Annotated in this window: 20 protein-coding genes; 6 read left to right on the top strand and 14 right to left on the bottom strand. The window is 57.5% G+C overall.

The features are described 5' to 3' along the window. Together JZX89_RS25915 and JZX89_RS25910 are read left to right on the top strand one after the other, a co-directional pair. Positions 1-267: phosphatase PAP2 family protein (locus JZX89_RS25915; protein WP_207135786.1), on the top strand; the 267-nt coding region annotated here is incomplete at its 5' end. A gap of 253 nt (positions 268-520) precedes the next feature. After that, on the top strand, positions 521-781 hold the full coding sequence (locus JZX89_RS25910) for a helix-turn-helix domain-containing protein (protein WP_369809614.1): 261 nt from the start codon (positions 521-523) through the stop codon (positions 779-781). Positions 782-852: 71 nt separating this feature from the next. Here the strand turns inward: JZX89_RS25910 and scpB are convergent, their stop codons facing one another. Both scpB and JZX89_RS25900 read right to left on the bottom strand, forming a co-directional pair. After that, positions 853-1,536: an SMC-Scp complex subunit ScpB gene (gene scpB, locus JZX89_RS25905; protein ID WP_207135785.1), complete on the bottom strand. Its 684-nt coding sequence runs from the start codon at positions 1,534-1,536 to the stop codon at positions 853-855. Positions 1,537-1,538: 2 nt separating this feature from the next. After that, positions 1,539-2,492: a DUF1403 family protein gene (locus JZX89_RS25900; RefSeq protein ID WP_207135784.1), complete on the bottom strand. Its 954-nt coding sequence runs from the start codon at positions 2,490-2,492 to the stop codon at positions 1,539-1,541. A gap of 124 nt (positions 2,493-2,616) precedes the next feature. Here JZX89_RS25900 and JZX89_RS25895 point away from each other — a divergent pair, with 124 nt between their 5' ends. After that, entirely contained in the window at positions 2,617-3,750 is a 1,134-nt protein-coding gene (locus tag JZX89_RS25895; RefSeq protein WP_132449789.1) for a site-specific integrase, read from the top strand. A gap of 367 nt (positions 3,751-4,117) precedes the next feature. Here JZX89_RS25895 and JZX89_RS25890 read toward each other — a convergent pair whose 3' ends face one another. Together JZX89_RS25890 and JZX89_RS25885 are read right to left on the bottom strand one after the other, a co-directional pair. Next, positions 4,118-4,549 carry a plasmid maintenance toxin (PemK-like) gene (locus JZX89_RS25890; RefSeq protein WP_174026009.1) on the bottom strand — a complete coding sequence of 144 codons (432 nt, stop codon included), beginning with the start codon at positions 4,547-4,549 and terminating at the stop codon, positions 4,118-4,120. Further along, complete coding sequence (locus tag JZX89_RS25885; RefSeq protein WP_180575701.1) at positions 4,536-4,814, bottom strand: type II toxin-antitoxin system Phd/YefM family antitoxin; 279 nt, start codon at positions 4,812-4,814, stop codon at positions 4,536-4,538. Before JZX89_RS25885 ends, JZX89_RS25890 begins: the two co-directional genes overlap by 14 nt. Before the next feature lie 77 nt (positions 4,815-4,891). On the opposite strand from JZX89_RS25885, the gene JZX89_RS25880 reads away from it, so the two are divergent. Both JZX89_RS25880 and JZX89_RS25875 read left to right on the top strand, forming a co-directional pair. After that, entirely contained in the window at positions 4,892-6,067 is a 1,176-nt protein-coding gene (locus tag JZX89_RS25880; protein ID WP_174026007.1) for a site-specific integrase, read from the top strand. A gap of 80 nt (positions 6,068-6,147) precedes the next feature. Beyond that, complete coding sequence (locus JZX89_RS25875; protein ID WP_207135783.1) at positions 6,148-6,888, top strand: hypothetical protein; 741 nt, start codon at positions 6,148-6,150, stop codon at positions 6,886-6,888. A gap of 7 nt (positions 6,889-6,895) precedes the next feature. On the opposite strand, the gene JZX89_RS25870 is transcribed toward JZX89_RS25875, so the two are convergent. Then, the gene (locus JZX89_RS25870; protein ID WP_207135782.1) at positions 6,896-7,633 is read right to left on the bottom strand and encodes a GGDEF domain-containing protein; all 738 of its coding nucleotides are present in this window, start codon (positions 7,631-7,633) and stop codon (positions 6,896-6,898) included. A gap of 256 nt (positions 7,634-7,889) precedes the next feature. On the opposite strand from JZX89_RS25870, the gene JZX89_RS25865 reads away from it, so the two are divergent. After that, positions 7,890-8,708 (top strand): alpha/beta fold hydrolase, encoded by an 819-nt coding sequence (locus JZX89_RS25865; RefSeq protein ID WP_174026004.1) that lies wholly within the window; start codon positions 7,890-7,892, stop codon positions 8,706-8,708. 28 nt (positions 8,709-8,736) lie between these two features. On the opposite strand, the gene repC (JZX89_RS25860) is transcribed toward JZX89_RS25865, so the two are convergent. From repC (JZX89_RS25860) to repC (JZX89_RS25820), 9 genes are all read right to left on the bottom strand, one after another. Next, positions 8,737-9,951, bottom strand: a complete 1,215-nt coding sequence (gene repC / locus JZX89_RS25860; protein ID WP_207135781.1) for a plasmid replication protein RepC — start codon at positions 9,949-9,951, stop codon at positions 8,737-8,739. Between the two features lie 197 nt (positions 9,952-10,148). Next, positions 10,149-11,150 (bottom strand): plasmid partitioning protein RepB, encoded by a 1,002-nt coding sequence (repB, locus tag JZX89_RS25855; RefSeq protein ID WP_174026002.1) that lies wholly within the window; start codon positions 11,148-11,150, stop codon positions 10,149-10,151. Further along, positions 11,147-12,364 (bottom strand): plasmid partitioning protein RepA, encoded by a 1,218-nt coding sequence (repA, locus tag JZX89_RS25850; protein WP_113495010.1) that lies wholly within the window; start codon positions 12,362-12,364, stop codon positions 11,147-11,149. Before repA ends, repB begins: the two co-directional genes overlap by 4 nt. A 280-nt stretch (positions 12,365-12,644) precedes the next feature. Then, a complete protein-coding gene (locus JZX89_RS25845; RefSeq protein ID WP_174026001.1) occupies positions 12,645-13,523 on the bottom strand; it encodes an ArdC family protein in 879 nt (292 codons plus the stop codon). A gap of 228 nt (positions 13,524-13,751) precedes the next feature. Beyond that, positions 13,752-14,816: a Fic/DOC family protein gene (locus JZX89_RS25840; RefSeq protein ID WP_207135780.1), complete on the bottom strand. Its 1,065-nt coding sequence runs from the start codon at positions 14,814-14,816 to the stop codon at positions 13,752-13,754. Positions 14,817-14,885: 69 nt separating this feature from the next. Further along, positions 14,886-15,092: an antitoxin VbhA family protein gene (locus tag JZX89_RS25835; RefSeq protein ID WP_071207563.1), complete on the bottom strand. Its 207-nt coding sequence runs from the start codon at positions 15,090-15,092 to the stop codon at positions 14,886-14,888. A gap of 120 nt (positions 15,093-15,212) precedes the next feature. Beyond that, entirely contained in the window at positions 15,213-15,548 is a 336-nt protein-coding gene (locus JZX89_RS25830) for a DUF736 family protein (protein ID WP_207135779.1), read from the bottom strand. A gap of 400 nt (positions 15,549-15,948) precedes the next feature. After that, on the bottom strand, positions 15,949-16,455 hold the full coding sequence (locus JZX89_RS25825; protein WP_246746802.1) for a thermonuclease family protein: 507 nt from the start codon (positions 16,453-16,455) through the stop codon (positions 15,949-15,951). A gap of 2 nt (positions 16,456-16,457) precedes the next feature. Then, positions 16,458-17,732 (bottom strand): plasmid replication protein RepC, encoded by a 1,275-nt coding sequence (gene repC / locus JZX89_RS25820; protein WP_207135778.1) that lies wholly within the window; start codon positions 17,730-17,732, stop codon positions 16,458-16,460. Positions 17,733-18,136: the final 404 nt, after the last annotated feature.

The raw sequence follows: 18,136 nt of genomic DNA, 5'->3' as shown, positions 1-18,136 counted from the left end.
CGGGCCGACTGGGCCTATTTCGTCATCGTCGCGATGGTGCTTACCGTTATCATTGGCCTAAGCCGCATATATCTTGGCGTGCACTATCCAACAGATGTGCTCGCTGGTTGGTGCGCGGGCGCGGCCTGGGCGATGTTTTGCTGGATCCTCGCGCAACGGTTCTTTGGCCAGGTGCCTAAGAAGTTGCGGGGGCAAGATGTCTACACGCGTGCTGGCCACAGCAGATATTTGTTGCTGGAATTGCGATCTGATGCCCAGCGCTTCTAGATATAGCCCCTCTCTTGCCAATCAGGCGATCTTGCGGTGTATGTTGCAGGGGACACATGTAGCATTAACATTGTGATCCTCTGCGCAACCGATCCTCGACCCACACGATCAAACTTTTGCGTCTTTGATCGGCAATATTAAAAGTGCGATTGGGGTCAAGATCGTTGAAAAGGTTTCCCGTTGGGACATGGGCCGACGGCCAACCCTAAGCTAAAAACATGCCTTTGAAGCAATCCATAGTGCGGTCGAAGGCATGCTTGCTGCTGGAACCATCGACAAGGAAACAATGCGGACCTTCGATGAGGACTGCCTCGTTATTCCGCAGGAACTAACGCCAAGCGATATCAAGGCGCTGCGCGAGAACAACCATGTCAGCCAGCCAGTCTTTGCCAGGTATCTGAACACGAGCCAGTCGACGGTCCAGAAGTGGGAAACGGGTGCCAAGCGGCCGAGTGGACCGGCGCTCAAGCTCCTGTCGCTCCTGCAAAAGCACGGGCTGCAGATGCTTTCATAACTTCGTCACGCACTCCGACCGTCAGTTTCTGAATGATTGAACAGCTTGGAGCAGACGGCTAGGCAGCGAGCTTATTCAACCTCGCTTTTTTCCTCATCCGAAAGTGGCTCATTCTGCACAACCCGCCGATTGAGCAGACCGGCGTCTTCAAGCGCTTCGACATCCGGCAGATCGCGCAGCGTCTCCATGCCGAAGGCCGACAGGAAGTGCTTGGTTGTCAGATAGGTGTAGGGTGCGCCTGGCGTCGGGCTGCGCGGACCTGAGCCGATGAAACCCGCCCCACGTAAGTTACCGATCGTGTCGCGACTGACCTCCCTGCCAAAGATCTTCGAAAGCTCGCCACGCGTCACCGGCTGGAAATAGCCCACCGCCATCAGCACCATCGCCTCGAACTCCGACAGTGCCGCGGCCCCTCCTCGCGTCGGCGCCGAAGACGCGCAGATCGTTTCGGCGAACCGCGGCCGGGTGCGGTGCTGCCAACCACCGGCGACCGACACCAGCTCGTAGGGACGGGAACTGAGTTCCTCGCGCAGATCATCGATGAGCAGATCGACGCTGCAGTCTTTTCCGACCACCCGCGCCAGCGTCTCGCGGGAAACCGGTTCAGCCGAGGCAAAGATCACCGCCTCTACACGCAGCATCCATTCCCGCCAGCGCATCTCCGGCGGGAACTGATCCAGTTCACGATCATAAAGGAGTTCGTTTGCGACGTTCGCCCTCCGGCGCGATGATTTGGCTGCAGCGGATTCGGCCATGATCACAACCCAAAAATCCGGAAGGAGGAGCGGCCGGAGAGTTCTCGTACCGCCTCGAGAATTTCCAGGCGCTCGAACAGCCGGTTTGCCGCCCAGCGCGACAGATCACTGGCTGGCGCGGAGGCCGGTACCGCGTCTTCAGACAGAAGTCTGCGGATCACCGGATCACCGCCCTTCGTCCGGACCTTTGGTGCTACGGCCAGCAACCGCGCCGCCCGGCGATCGATCTCGACCGCGGACCGCAGCGCAGCCTCGACGCCATCAACTAATGCCAGGCAGATCGCTTTCGGATAAGCCGGCTCGCCTGGGCGAACGCGGCCGCGACCGCCGATCGTGCGGAAGGCAGGGCCATAGCGCTCGGGCAACAGCAGCGGCACAGCCATCGGCCAGTTCAGCTTTCGCGAGAGCACGACGTCTGCCAGCCCCATGGCCAACACCACGGCATCCGGGCGAACGGTCGCGATCGCCGATATCAAATCGGCCAGCGCGAGGGGTGCCACGCGCCCGGACTGTGTCGCCGTATCGACGAGATCCGTGACCAAGGCAAGAGCATCGTCCCAGCGGATCCCCAGCAACGCGCAGACCTCCTTAACGAATGGCGTAGTGATTGTCCCGGATTGGCGCGTCAGCATTCGCGTGGCCAGAAACAGCCTTCCGGCGGGGCCGGGATCGTCGCCGGCGGCGGTCAGCAGCACCGCGTCGCGGAGAGCAGTTTCCTCCTCGCTGCGGCCAGTCATTCTCGCGGCGACGACGGCCGACTTGAGGGCAAGTCGATCACGCCAGCAACCGACCCATTCCGGCTCGGTGCGGATCACATCATCCAGCGATTTCAGAGCGATACCAGCGGCGAAGGCAGCGTCGGACTCGTTGACGTCGCGACCGCGCGGCAGCGCCCAGCCCGGAAGGCGGGGCGACCAGGCGGGGGCCGTTGAAGCGGAGGGCGCGAGCGAATCCATGCGCCGGAGTGTAAATCAGGTGCGCGGTTTTAGCCAGTGATATCGACCCGAACCGCACGCCCCGTCGCTGATATAAAACGTCCGATAATCTTGCATTATCGGACGTATTGTTCATTATAGAGAAATGGCCCAAATCATCGAGCAAAACACCAAAATTCACGTCGAGGAGACCTCAGCGCCGTCTCTCAGCACTGCTTCTGGCGGTGATGTTTCCGCGCCGGAGGTGGCAGGCCACAGCCCCCTCTCCTCTCCCGCCGGTCAGGATCAGACGCTCGCCCATCTTGCAAGCCTTGCTGATCGCGCCCGGAGTTATGTCGAAGCCGCGAGTTCCGCCAATACCCGCAAGGCTTATGCCTCCGACTGGAAGCATTTTGCTGCTTGGTGCCGGCGGTCAAATCTTGCTCCGCTCCCGCCACACCCGCAAACCGTTGGGCTCTATATTACCGCCTGCGCCTCCGGGACGGCCGAGAGAGGAGCCAAGGCCAATTCCGTTTCCACAATCGAGCGCCGCCTTTCCTCCCTGTCATGGAATTATGCGCAGCGCGGGCTCGCCCTTGATCGTAGGGACCGGCACATCGCAACCGTTATGGCGGGGATCCGCAACAGCCATGCCAAGCCGCCGGTGCAGAAGGAGGCGGTCATGGCAGAGGATATCATCGCCATGGTCGAAACGCTCGACCGCGGTTCGCTGCGCGGTCTGCGCGACCGTGCCATGCTGCTCGTCGGCTTTGCAGGAGGTCTTCGCCGCTCCGAGATCGTTGGTCTTGATCTGAAGGCAGACCAGACCGAAGACGGGCGCGGCTGGATCGAGATCCTCGACAAGGGCATGCTCGTCACCCTGCGCGGGAAAACCGGATGGCGAGAGGTCGAGGTCGGTCGCGGCTCGTCTGATGCGACTTGTCCAGTCGCCGCGATCGAGACCTGGATCAAGTTTGCCAAGCTGGCTCATGGCCCCCTCTTTCGCCGCGTCACGGGACAAGGGAAGGCCGTTGGCTCGGAGCGACTGAACGACAAAGAGGTGGCGCGGCTTGTGAAGCGGGCCGCAATGGCCGCAGGCGTTCGCGGCGATCTCAGCGAGATCGAGCGGGCCTTCAAGTTCTCTGGACATTCCCTTCGCGCTGGCCTCGCCTCCTCTGCCGAGGTCGACGAACGCTACGTCCAAAAACAGCTTGGCCATGCTTCCGCGGAAATGACCCGCAGATATCAGCGCCGGCGGGATCGCTTCCGCGTGAATCTGACCAAAGCTTCAGGGCTTTAGCTGGCCCCCTCCCCTTCCCCGCATGAAATCGTAAGCGGAGATTTTGATGTCGGAATTTCCGCCTAGCCCTTCAATTGAAATCCGGAGCTAAAAGCCACACCGGCGTCAAAAGCCGGCCGCATCAGAGCTGTCATACTGATTTTCGTGAGATCGTAAGCCATTGAAATAATGATAAATGATTTGCTAAAGGAACTCTATATGAAAGTTACTATTCCTCACATAGTATGATCGCGGGTTTGCGTTCTAACCATCGATAGTATTCAAGTATCGATAGTGATGGATTTCGACTCCCGGACGCTGTAAAGTCCGGGCAAATCACGGTCGCAGCCACCAGACGGGGATAGAAAATGACACCACTACAGGGCAGCTATTCGCTTCGGGCCGTCGCGCGATGACGTTGCGCCCGCGCCTGCTCGACAAACCGGCGCTTGATCTCTTCAAACAGGGCTGGTGGCAGCGCACCGTAATAGCCGGTTTCACCGTCCATCGGCCTGACGTCGGGACCGGGCCAGACGAAGCGGTTGCTTTCGGTCAGAACAATCCAGGAGCGTTCGTCATCAAGGCCCAGGCGACGTTTGGTGGCCGCCGGAATTTCAACAGCGTCTTGCGGATCGGACGGCGGCGAATGCGTGACAGGCAGAACCCGCACTGCCGGCATTCCGTCTTCCAGTGTGGCAACAATCGCCAGAACCAGCACGGGACGGTCCTTGTCGCCTTCCTCACGGCCTTCGAGATGTTGCCAATGCCAGAGATACGAATATCGAAACAGCCAGCCAACCTTGGGTTCAGTCGGCAGCATGCTTGTCCGTCAACAGTTCGGCATTGAGATGATCCAGACCAGGCTCCATCTGCGATGCTTCAATAGCGGCGAGGTCATCGTCACTGACGTCCGACGAGAGTTCTACCCGACGATCACGCTTCGCCAGCCGCACATAGTCCTCATAAGCGATCAGAACCGTGCGGGGCCGACCATTCTTGGTGATGATCACCGGCTCGCGAACGGCCGCATCCTGATAAGCCCCGAAATTTTTCGAAACCGCCGCAGCGGTAACCGTGGATGTCATGATAAAACTCCTTTGCTCCGGAATATACGGGATTTCCGGAACATTTGCAAACTCGCGATATCGACAGGACATGTGAGATGAATGAAAATTCGCAGATCGTGCCTGCGGCAGAGCAGACAGTTCTGAAGCGTGCAGAAGAACTGGATGCCCTCGACGCCATCTTGCCGTTTGATCGCAGAGACCAGCTCGCCGAACTTCTCACCGACGACGACGTCGCGACGCTCAAGCACCTCGCCAGCGAAGGCATGGGCGACAACACCATGCGGGCGCTGGCCTCCGATCTCGCCTATCTGGAGGCATGGTGCGTGCTGGCGACAGGCACTCCCCTCCCCTGGCCTGCCCCTGAAAGTCTGCTTCTGAAATTCGTCGCCCATCATCTTTGGGATCCAGTCGAGCGGGAAACCAATGCCGATCACGGCATGCCTGAGGACGTCGCGATCGCTCTACGCCTCAAGGGCTTGCTGAGAAGCACCGGCCCGCATGCGCCGGCGACCGTTCGCCGCCGGTTGACGAGCTGGTCGATCCTGACGCGCTGGCGTGGACAGATCGGATCGTTTTCGGCGCCGTCGCTGAAAAGCGCGCTCCGCTTGGCGGTTCGCGCCAGCAATCGACCGCGGCAGAGAAAGAGCAAGAAGGCAGTCACCGGTGATATCCTTGCCAAACTGCTCGCCGTTTGCGCGGGCGATCGGCTGGTCGATCTGCGCGATCGGGCGCTGCTGCTGATGGCTTTCGCATCCGGCGGCAGACGCCGTTCCGAAGTGGCAGGACTGCGCGTCGAGGATCTGGTCGACGAGGAACCGGTTCGGGCAAATCCGGCTGATGAGAACTCCCCTCTCCTCCCCTGCCTAACGATCCATCTCGGTCGCACCAAGACCACTTCAGCGGATGACGACGAGCATGTGGTCCTGATCGGCAGACCTGTGACGGCACTCAAGCATTGGCTGACAGAGGCGAAGATCGAAGCGGGGCCGGTGTTTCGCCGGATCGACCAGTGGGGCAATCTCGATCGGCGTGCGATGACGCCGCAGTCTGTAAACCTCATCCTGAAAACGCGCATCAAGCAGGCCGGACTGGACCCGGCGCAGTTTTCGGCCCACGGTCTCCGCTCTGGCTACCTGACAGAGGCTGCCAACCGCGGCATTCCCCTGCCCGAGGCGATGCAGCAATCCTTGCACAAGTCGGTCACGCAGGCGTCGGGATACTACAACAATACAGAACGTAAACTGGGGCGCGCTGCGCGGTTGGTTCTGTGACGGAGGAACTGCGCGTGGCGCCGGCATGAGCGCCCGCCAAGGCCGATCCCCCACCCGCACATGCCGAGGAACAGGTCACGATGGGAACAACGAACCCTCACCAATTGACAAAGAGACAGCATATTATTCCCCGCAAGAGTATTGCCCGGTTCTGCAACGACGACGGCCTTGTTCGTGTTACGCGAAGGGACGGCGCGACCTTTCCTGCAAAGCCAGAGAACGCCGTTTTCTGTGCTTCCCGCCTGTGGGAGGAGCGTAGCGAAAATGGCCACAAGCCTATTGAAGACAATTTTCAAGAGATAGCGGATGCCGTCTGCAATGCGAAGCTTACTATCATTGATCAGCGGCAGAGCGATCAGGTCACTGCCATGTTTGCGTTGTGGACAGTCCGATCTCGTCTGGTCGAAGCAAATGCCACCGGGTCCGGTCTCCAGGCGATGCCCGGGATGAAAGGTCTTCCACAACACGTTAATATCAGCGGATGGTCTTCCGATGACCGCGACCAGTTGGAAAAAGCCAACTACGTTGTCTCTGATCCGGATGGATCCATACCAGGTCGAATGTTCGCGTGGCCCCGGATGCAGCGGGAGATCAATTGGGTTTGCAGCAGAGGCAGTGGAATGACATGGGGGGTGTTACACGCGGGTGAAGGAGAGTTTGTTATGCCTGATCGTTATCAGCAAACATGGATGTTCCCCCTCTCCCCAACCATTCTGTTGGCAGCCGGGCGAGGCCCAGAAACACTTTCAGCCGACGCTGTCGTGAGAGTGAATTCTATTTCGATGTCAGAACACCGACAGTGGATTCTGGAAAAACCGTAAACGGTGTTTATGCAATGACCCTGTTTCGGCCCAGAGCTTTAGCCTGATAGAGATTTTGGTCCGCTGCCTTCAGGCAGTCCGATGGATCAAAGCCCTGCCGGCAATAACATGCACCTATGCTCGTGGAGATCCGCACCTGGGTGCCAGACGGTGTTTTCAAGACGATACGGGCGATTTCCTCCCGAACCTCCTCGCAACGACCGCGCATTTGTTCGAACGCCAGATCGCTCTGAAACAATCCAAATTCCTCACCGCCAAGACGTCCTGCGAAATCTGAATGGCTCAAGAAGCTCGCGAGGACAAGTCCGGCGCAGCGAAGAGCTTCATCACCGGTCGCATGACCATACCGGTCGTTGATCGACTTGAAGTAGTCCAGGTCCAGGAATAGCAGGGCTCCCGTCCCACCTCGTCGACTCGTCAAAGCCAGATCTTCCATGAATGCGCTTCGAGTGAGAATGCCAGTCAGGCCGTCGCTTCGAGACTGAATACGGAGGGTTTCATAAGCATCAGCCAATTTGTTTAGAGCTTCTTTCGTCGCTGCCTCTGCCCGTCGCACTTTATCCGACTGGGTGAAATGCAGCGCCGACGCCGGGATCGATATGGCCAGCGGACAAAATATGGTCATGAGCAGGCCCGCGCCGGCAACTTGACCGCCCAGCAACGGCACAATGCTGAACGAGATCGCCAGCGAGGCCAACACCGATAGCAATCCGGTGACAATCGATTTTTCTACAATACGACGCATAAATATCACCGTGAGAAATATGGAATTCTATGAACCTCATGAATCTAAAGAGGGCTGAAACACTTCAGTAAAAGTCGACTTATGTGCCCAATAACTGGAAAATTGGCCTCTAACATTCAGGCGGTCGGGACCCTGCCGGATGGTGGCTTGCGGGTGTCAAGTAACACGAGCTTCAGATTGTGGTCACAGAGATCGTTTAGGTCCTTCGGCAACTCGGTCAGGACGAGAATTTGAAGGTGAACACGGAGCATTGATGATGAGTGAACAAACGATCGAGACATCCCATGGACAGATCGCAGTCTTCGACACAGCCGGCAGTGAAATCCCCCTCCTCATGATCCACGCCAATTCGGTCTGCAAGGAAACATTCCATTTCCAGATCGAGGCGCTGGCCGGAAAACGCCGGGTCATCGCCGTCGACCTACCGGGCCATGGTCAGTCTTCCGACGCCATCGATCCGCTGCGCACGTACAACTTCAACGGATACGCCGGTGCAATCTGCGAATTGATTGGAGCACTCGGCCTCGATCGTTTCGCCATACTCGGCCACTCTCTCGGCGGCCACGTCGCCCTGGAACTTATGAGGCTCCTGCCGGAAAATGCCGCGGGCACGATGATCTTCGGCACACCGCCAATCCCTCCGGGCCCTGAAGGGGCAGCGCTCGGCTTTCTTCCCAATCCGGAATTCGCCTACACGGGAAAACAGACTCTGAGTGAAGCGGAAATCGACATGGTCATTGAACTCGCGCTTGGATCGGACGCCGTCCATGACACGTTCTGGAAAACCGCTGTCAGACGAACAGACGGGCGCTCCCGCGAGTTGATGATCGATGCAGCCCTTTCCGGAAAGCACCCCGATCAACGAACCCTTGTCGAAACTTCGCCTATTCCGCTGGCCATCGTCAACGGCGCCGACGACCCCGTGATCAATCTCGATTACATTGACAGCCTGGCTTTCGCGAACCTCTGGAACCGTGGAGCGGTTCGTGTGGAAAATGCCGGACACGGTCTCCACTGGCAAAGGCACAGGGAGTTCAACGTCTTGCTGGATAACTTCCTCACCGGCGTTGCGTGAGCCGGAGACGGGGCGGAATATAACCATCTCATCCAGCCTGTCGGTCACTCCCGGCATTGGCGCGCATCAAGGCCATCAGCATCGGACCAAGCGAAAACTCACCCTTCTCCGCCCGTTGCGTCAGATCACGGAGGTAACCGCCGGCCGAGTTGATCTGGCCCCCCCGCTCCAGAATGCAGGCCATGACAGCGGCCGCATTCTCGGGTCCCAGGGTTTCGCAGGCGGTCTGATAGGCGCTCGGGCTGACGCCGAGCATCGAACGAACGACAACAGCGGCTGACATAAGCTCTCGCCAACTTGCGATCTGGCCGCCCGGCCCGTAATCGCTTATCTGCGGGCAAGCCCTCAACACCATACCGAGTGGGAATGCCTTTATCGGCTCCCTCGTCGGTCGACTGGCTTCACTCGGCTTCGCGCCCTGCTCGTTTCTTGAGCTAGGTTCAAGTTCATTGGTGGATTCCGGTTTTGAATTCTGTATGTGGCGCTCTGTCTGAGCACCATTGGTGCTTATATCTTCCGAATTATCCATCAAATCCAGCCGGTTGATGACCTCTGCGTAAAGAAGCTGCATTTCGTCGAGGATTTTCGCCAGGTCGGAAGCTGACGGGGTGCGGGGAATCCGTCGGACGATGTCGAGGTAGACAGCCTCTATCGCTTCCCAGTCGCCTTCAGCACCCTCCTCGATCGCGGCACTGATAACCTTTCGAACGTCCCGCCGGCAGAGGGTAAGGCTCTCCTTGGCCTTGAGGAATTCGCGGCGATCGGTCGCCACCTGTTGAGCGGCCAACGCGAACTCCTCGGATCGAGCCAAGAGCGGCGAGAGATCAAATCCGAATGCGCGTTCGATCTCCCCAGCCCCGTCTTTTCGAGCGTATCGTTTGCCATTGGGGCTATCCTTGCGGACAATCATCCCTGCATCGACAAGGGTCGCTAAATGCCGCCGAAGGGTTGCTCCGGACATTCCGTTGGCGCGTACCATCAACTGCGCGTTGGAAGGAAATACCACCAACTGCGCGTCCTGACGCAATTCCTTTTCCGGATAGAACGTCAGCAGCGCATCAAGCACCGCTATCGAATAAGGAGGCAGCTTGAAGAGCTCGCGCGCTTCTTTGACGTCGCGAAAGATCATCCATTTGTCAGCACTCTTACCCGACTTGATCTCGGAGACAGCTATTTGCCGTTTCACCAGAGCAAGCGTCATTGGTCGCCGCCCAAAAGGCGTCGTTACACTTCCTGTTTGCATCTCTTTAGCCCTCACAAAGGCAAAAGAAATCCGCTCGCCAAAACAGCGCCAAAGACTCTTGACTGGGATTCGGGGAAATGCGATTCTCTAGTTGCGACACATATGAGAAGGGCTTCCACGACGGCGACGTTTGGGGGCCTTTTTCTTTTGCGGATTTGATCTCCTAGTTGCGATCGGATTGTCAGCTGACAATCGAACTAATGGTCTGTTTCAGAAGCGTTTTCTTTTTCGAACTGTTCAACGAGATCGCTCATACGAGCGTCAAGGAATTTTGAAAATTCTTCTGATGTAACTGTGATCTTGGTGCCCTTGGTGGTTCGCTCTATCGATGCAAGCACGATACCCTTGCGCGTGCGAATCTTGCCCGCGGTGCTCTTCTTCGGCAATTTTGCATCCTGAGCCTGGCTCCACAGACGAGCGAACCTTTCATTCGTATCGATTCCTCTGAAATGAGGGTCCGCGATGGAATCCGCTACCCGTGCCGCCGCCGCTTTGTCCTTCAACAGTTCGGCAAAGGCCAGCCAGCGTGGGCGACCAATTCTAGAGGCGGGCCCAACAGCCATAATGATTTCTGTTGGAATGACGTCGGCCACTTGTAAGAGCCGCGAGGTTTCAGGCTTATCGACAGACAACGCTTGAGATATGCGGTCGCGATCAAAGCCGTGCTCTTCGAGCCGCCTCGCAAAAAGAGCGCGCTCGATGAAACTGAGATCAACGCGCGGCCCGTTTTCCTGGCCTTGCGCGACGATAAGTTCCTCGTCGGTCAGTTGGCGTACGATGGCTTTGACTAAGCGTTCCAGAACGATGGCCGCGCGCAATCGACGGTGCCCGTAGGCCGCCTGGTAGTGGTTCTCCTTCGTGGGATGTGGCCGCACCAAGATGGGGACTTGCTGCCCGCTCTCGCGCATAGAGGAAATAAGATTCTCAAGGGCTGCATCGTGGTCCGTCGGGATGCGATCCTGAATGAAGGATGCGTCAATCTGGGCCGGGGTCAACTCGACGACCTTGTCACCGGCTGCAAGCGCCAAGCGTAGCTCTTTGGCCGCAGCGGCTTCATCGCCGAGACGACCAAGAGACAAGTTCATGGCTCGCACCGCGCCAGCTGGCTTGTGCTGTGGCTGAGATTGAGTGGTTGCCTTAGGTGGCCCTTCGCTACCCGCTGAACTGACCATATTTTTCAGAATGTCACGGCCCTTCATGCCCGCCCCCATGAACTCTTGAGAAGTGCCTCAACTTCGAGGTTCACCCCATCCATTGATTCCACAGCGCGATCATAAGTCTGCCGATTCATCGATTCCCGTGCAGCCTCGTAGATCGTTTGCTTTGAGAGCCCGGCGTCAGAAATAGCCGTAGACTTCACCATCATCGAGGTCAGAACACGATCTCCGAACAAGCTTCGTAGAAAAGCAACGATCTGCGCTTGTGGGCCATCGTTTGGCTCGTACCGCGTGACTAGATAGCGCATCCAATCATATTCGAGATTGCCACCCGCGTCCTTGACCACCGAAAGAAGGTCCGATGTCATTGCCAAGAACTGGTTCATGGATGCCACGTCCAGCATCTGGGGATGGACAGTGATTAGCACTGCCGTCGCAGCGCATAGCGCCGAAAGCGTCAGGAACCCCAAGGTCGGTGGGCAGTCGATTACGACGACGTCGTATCGGTCAGAGAGGTCAGCCAGCGCGTTGCCGACACGCATGAAAAACATGTCGGTTTCGGATCCGTTTCTTTCTGCGAGCGCTCGCGGCGTATCGTGCTCGAATTCGTGGAGCTCAAGGTTACCCGGGATTATATCCAAACCGGGGAAATAGGTTTCGCGAACCACCTCCCCTACCGGGCGACGAAGATCATCATATCGGATAGCCCCGAACAGTGTCTCGTTTTCGCCGACATCAAATTCCGGCTGATAGCCCAGCATTGCGGACATCGAAGCTTGCGGGTCGAGATCGACAGCGAGGACGCGATAGCCGCGCAGAGCCAGATACTGAGCGAGATGCGTGGAGGTCGTTGTCTTACCCGATCCGCCTTTGAAATTGGTCACTGCGATAACCTGCAGATGTTCGCTTTCCCGGCGTCCGGACAGATAGGCTGGTTTTGTCTTACCCAGAATCTGGCGGATCGTGTTGATTTCGGACAAGGAGAAAGTCCGCCGGCCCCCCGACGTCTTCTCGGAGGTAACAGAATCTTCCTGAGCCGCCAGATGACGCACGTAGCTGTCCGTTACCCCGAGCAGCTTTGCGGCTTCCGTGCTACTAAATCGGCGAAGTGCCTTTTGCGCATCAGGTGAAAACAGCCGAGCGGAAAGTTCCTGAAGATTGCTGCTGAGCTTCGCGGCATCATCGGCTATAGTCTTATCAATCGAGACGCGCTCGATTTTGTCGACTTTAGTGCTTTTTGCGCTCTTATTCGCCATTCACGGTAAACCTGACAATTCTCTTCGATTTGCGCAAATGATCTCATAGACCGCATAACCGTCAAGCAGTTTTTGGTTAACCGAAATTAACCATTTGCGGCCTCTTAATTTCATGTGACATTTCATATGGTTATTTCAATTGTCAGCTGACAACGGATTGCTTGAGAATCGTCCTTATCATCTGACGGTCTCCGAGTTGGAGAGAATCGGTATGAAACAGAGGCAAATTGCCTCCGTTTCGAACCTCGTCGCAACGACTGCCTTGGTGTTAGAGGGGACGCTAGGCCGCCTCGATATCCATTGCGCCTTGAAGGCTGTGAAGATAGTCAGCGGCAGCCTGAGCCTTGGCAGCGGCTGTGACGATTGCCCGCTTATCCTGCTTAAGGACCTTCAGCCAGCTTTCGAGATAGGTCGCTGTGTTCTCGCGCGGATCGTGCTCAACGCCAAGGTCTGCGCATACGAAGGCCGCCGAAAGTTCGGCAACGAGCTCTTCCACGGCATAGGTTTCAGTGCAGAACCGGCCGGAAAGATCGCGATCAAGACGGTGTTTTGCGCCGGTCCAGTGACCGAGCTCGTGCAGAACCGTGCTGTAGAGATGGACTTCGCTTAGGAAGCGTTCACGCGGCGGCATCTCGATGTCGTCGGGACCTGGACGATAGCAGGCGTGTTTGCCCCCATAGGTGATCTTCGCAGCGGTTCGACCGATGAAGTCTTCGACATGCCCGATGAGGGGCATGGAGCCCTCCGGAATGTCTTCGACCGGACTTTTGAAGCGGTCGGGTAGGCCATCGATCTGCTCGACGTTGAAGACGGTGTAGCCCTTCAGGTACGGGATGCTCTTGTCGTCGGCTTCCTGCTCCTTCGGAGTGAAGGTCCCGTACTTGACGACGAGGGTTCCCTGTTCGCCCTTTCTGACCTGGCCCCCAAGATCCTGAGCCTGCCGGTAGGTCATCCAGGTGTTCTCGTCGTAGCCGGCGAGCTGGCTGGAAAGCCACAGCATGATCACGTTGATGCCGCGATAGGCTTCGCCGGTGGCGCGTTGCGGTACCGGCGAGCGGCGAACAGTTCCGCGCCAAGGGCGGATCCAGGGCTTCGTTCCTGCTTCCAGCTGCTCGATGATGGCATCCGTGATGCGCTGGTAGGTGTCCTTGCTCTGCATAGCCGTCTCCTTTTCGTTGGTTGACGGCAAAAAACGGAGATAGTCGAGACGAGCCCATGCACCCGGAGGGCCGCAACGGAGAGGAGGACCGCGAAGCGGTTGAATGGGGGAGGGGCTATCGTAGCTTGTCCGTCAATCACCCAACGAAACGGGAGACGGCAAACACAAGGGAGCAGGGGCCGCTAACGGCGCTGCGGTTGCCGGTACTGCAACGGGTAGGAAGCCGGGCTAACGATCCCGGTCGTCCCGGTCGTTCTGCTGCTGAAGGGTTGCCAGATGCTGCGCTTCGAGGGCCTTGAGCTCTGCGTTTTGATTTGACGGCTGCGGCGCTTGTTCAGCCTTTTGCTCGACGCTCTGAGGCTGCGCTTGGGCCTCCTGCTTCGGCCGCCCCAGGGTTCGGAAGTCAGATCGGGCGGTGAACTTCACCTCTTCGTCGTCGGCCGGAATCCGCTCTGGAAGGTCAGCGCGATCGACAGCGATAATACCGTTCTCGGTCACAAGGGTTGCAACGCGGTTGTCGTGGCCGAACACTTGGCCCTCTATCTCTTCGCCCGGGCGGGCAGTGCGAACATAATGCTCGAAGGGCTTCTCGCCGACCTGCTCCAGATCCGCGAAGGCACCGCGCAGCGCCTCACGGCGGTTGGGGTCTATCGCATCCTCGATGACGTGCTTCAGCGCCGGGCTGGCAGGGTCATTTGTCGTGGCAATGGACGCTTCAATCATACGGGTCTTGCTGATCACGCTCATATCGATGTCGTGCCCGTAATGCCGGCCGAGCTCCGTGATGAAGGTTTCCTGGGTCCTTCCGTTGCCTTCGCGAAATGGATGCACGTAGTTCAGTTCTGACAGCGCTTTTGCGGCCCGCTCAACGAATTCTTCCCTGCTGGCGGCTCGTAGCGCCTGCGGATCGCTGATAGGCTTCAGCGCCTCATTCAGGCCCAAGTCTATACGCGCGCCATGCAGGAAAGACGTTCCGCCTTTTGAGAGGCCACCAATCGGCTCGACACGAGCTCCGTCAACCACCGGGCTTTCGTTTCGGGTATGACCCGCCCATTCGTACACATCCTGAAATATGTGGCCGTGGATCGCCTTGAGATGAGCGGCATCAAAGTTCCCCTTGGGACCATCACCCTCAAGGATTTCCGAAATTCGGTCCTGCGTTGCACGGTACTCGACCGTGCGAAGCTCCGATTTGGATTCGATACCGAACTTGTTACGAAGGACGTTCTGGCGATCCGGATCGTCTGACGTGTTGGGATAAGTGTAGGAACCCTTGGGGTGTTCTTCAGCCATGCGTAAACCAACAAAAAGCCGTCTGCGCTAGCAGACGGCCTTGAGCCTCTTGAGACTTGAATGAAATGATCAGCCCTTGGGCTGCGGCAAGATGCGGGCGCGATACTCTTCGCGGGTGAGATCGCCGGCAACGTAAGCAGCAGTTGCCGCTTCGAGCAGGGCGTCGTCTTCCTGATAGCCTTGGCGAATGTTCATCGCGCGAGCCTGATCGGTGCTCTTCTTTCGAGCGGCTACGGCTTCCGGGGAGCGGTCGGGACGGGTGGAATGAATGTTCATCGACAAATCTCCAATTACTTTTCAACCTAACACGAAAAGGGCCAAAAATCCAGCTATTTGGCGGATTTTTAGCCTTTTCGAGGTGAGATGCCCGGTCATGAACCGGGCTTCTCTGCGCATTCAATCGCGGGGTTCCCACTCGATGATTGCCTGAAGGGTCGGATCGTCCTGGCCGGGGAACCGGCCCAGATTGGCGTTGAAGCCCATGCGCTTGATCGAGATCGTGTAGTAGGGCCTGCCTTCGCCATTCTCTTTTTTCCAGATGCCGCCCACGTCGAGCTTGTGACCTGCGGGAGATGTTGCATAAACGCGGTGCGTCGGGGCTCTCTCGTTGGCGGAAGAAAAAGGCGTTACCGTGATTTCGAGGTCTCGCTCGATGGTGGAGATGAGGCCGGTACCGTCTGCGGTTTCGATGTTGTCGCCGTTGAACTGGATGTAGTTGGTGATGTTTTTCATGGTGGTCACTCCTCTTTGGTGGTTGCGATGAGCGTTCACAAGGCACAGCGGAAAGCGGTGCGCACCGGAGGCCGAAGCGCAGCGGAGGAGGCTGGAAGGCTGCCAAATTTGCTTCGCGAGGAAGCCGAAGGCGGGGAAATTTGGTGGATAGCCAGCTTTGCGCAAACCGCGTCGAAGTGCGAACGGGCATCAAGAGCAACCGCCTTGGAGGAGTGGCTACTGAAAGCGTCTACCAAACGTCACCTGCACGACCAACAACAATAACCGCTTATTCCTGCGCCAATATTATGCACCTTTCGCAAGCACACAACCGGAAACAAACGGTTTGTTCCTCCACTAGTTAGCCAATTTGGCGCTATGAAAAGCAGATCTCGACAGTTTCAGGTCCAATGTCATTGGGCTAGTGATGAGAATTGGAACGGCGATAGTTGCTCGGCGCGTCGATCTCGGCCGCCCATTGGCCCAAACGTCTGCCTCGGGCGGTGTCTTCGGCCTGATGGTAAGCGTCAAGGGGCATTGAGTTGCCACGCGGTAGATATTGCAACAGAAGTCGCGCCTGACCTGCTTTCACCATTTCAAGGCCGATATCGGTTTGCTGGATGAAGCACTGTCCGACCAGGCGACGGTATTGGTCCTCGTCGATGATGGTGCATGTCACATGCTTCCCGTCAATAAGGCGAGAGAGATAGCTGCGAGCCTCGACACCACACGCCCATTCGGCTCCATTCTTCCAGCCCTTTTGCGAGCGCTCGCAGGCGTCAATCGCCGCAATCCTGATCCGCTGCTTTCGAATGCTGAAGGTGTCACCGTCGATCACGCGTGCTCGGCCGGAATATTCCGTCGCGCTAACAGGTTGTGAAAAAAGCAGGGCGAACAAAAGTGCCGCAAAAACAGGGTTTTTTCTCAATTTTAGGTCTCCATAGAGTTGCGGGCGGCAAGCCCGAAGACGGAACGCGAAAGATGAAGTTCACCAGATGCCGCCCGGTCCGTCATGGCGCGCAAATACCCTCCGGGCGAGCTGACTTCTTGGCGAGAATATTTCTCGAACGTGACCGCGATGGCGATCGCGGCGGCCTGTTGGCCCATTTGATCGACGGCGCGAAGCCGCGCGTCCTCGGAGACACCCGCCAAGCGGCAAATCTGCGGGGCGATGCGGGCGAGATCGGACCAACTGCGTGGCGCGGTGGTGAAATAGCCTTTCAACGATGGCGCCGCCCTCCACACATCATCAAGAGCAACAATCCCTTGCTGCGGGCGAGATTGCCTATTGTCTGGGTCGGATCCTCTCGTCAGGCTTTCTTCAAAAGCCCTCTTGCTGGCGTAGCCAGCCTTAACCGAATCGTGTTGTCCGGCGTGAGACGGACGCCGTTCCTCTTTACTCAAGTCAAAGGGATGGGGGGTTGTAATCTGTTTGTGCATGTCGTTTTCGACATTCGTGCATGTCATATTATCATAATCAGACACACTTTGCGGCCGCCTCGATGCCTTGAGAGAGCGTCCAACAAGCCACTCCAGCAGGCTCGCTGCACGCCTCAAAACAAAAGCGGGCGCTCTGCCGACGATACCAACAAAGGCAGCGATACGGTCGATGCGAGATGCAAGGCTCGCGAGCGCGGTTTTCGTCAAATCGGCGGAATTCACCAGCGCGTAACGGGCGCTCCTGAGTGCGTCGCGAAAGCGGCGGGCAGCGGCGTCGCTGGCGCGTTTCTCCTGTCGCTTCTGCTGCACTAGGGCGTCGAGCTCACGGTAGCGGGCAATCAGCAGACGCAAATCGATGCCACACGCGTCTGAAATTTCGCCTTCGCCGTCCCTGATCGGATAGCGCTTGAAATTCGCGCTGTCCTGCATGGTGACAAGCCCGGCGTCGAACAACTTCGACAGGATACGGCTGACCCGCCCAGGCGAGCGGTTGATCTCGAACCCCAGCTGATTGTTGGACTTGAACACAATCGGTCGCCCACCCTTGTCGAAGGCGTCGGCCCGGGCGGTGTTGATGATCACTGTAAGGAGATGGCTTTCGGTACTGGTAATTAGGCCAGTGCATGGAAGGCTCTGTGACAACACTGCCAACTGGCCCCGCGTCACCGTTCCGACTTCCGTTGACTGTGCCAGTCGCCGGAACTCGGCTCTCTCCTTTGTCATTCTACGGCCAGTTAGCCGCTTGTTCGTGAGGGTTTCCCTCATTTGTCCTGTCTCCTGTTCAAGGGACCAGACAAAGCTTCGCCGTTACCCGAAAAGGTGCTTTTCTTATTGACAGGGGAAGGGTGGTCTGCGAAAACAAATCTGCTTAATTATTTGGTTTTTTTGCAGACCGCTTCCGGGTTTTCTCGGGAGCGGTTTTCTCTTTTCTGGGCCTGCGTGTTCTCCAGACTTGGATTAAAAACGATGCGAGCCGGAGCAGTAGGTGATTCCGGCTAGTTGCAATACATAGCTTGATTATCCAACTTGGCGCAAGATTTGAGCGCTCGTTCAGATTCCATTCGCCATCGAGAGGCGTTAATTCCCCCATTAAGGCTACAATTCAAGGGTTCATAGTCATATTCACGTGCACCTCAACACGCCGCTGCGTTACCAAATTGGCGCACCTT

Source organism: Agrobacterium burrii (assembly GCF_017313405.1).
Lineage (GTDB): Bacteria > Pseudomonadota > Alphaproteobacteria > Rhizobiales > Rhizobiaceae > Agrobacterium > Agrobacterium burrii.
This window is presented reverse-complemented; position numbering and strand designations above follow the sequence as displayed.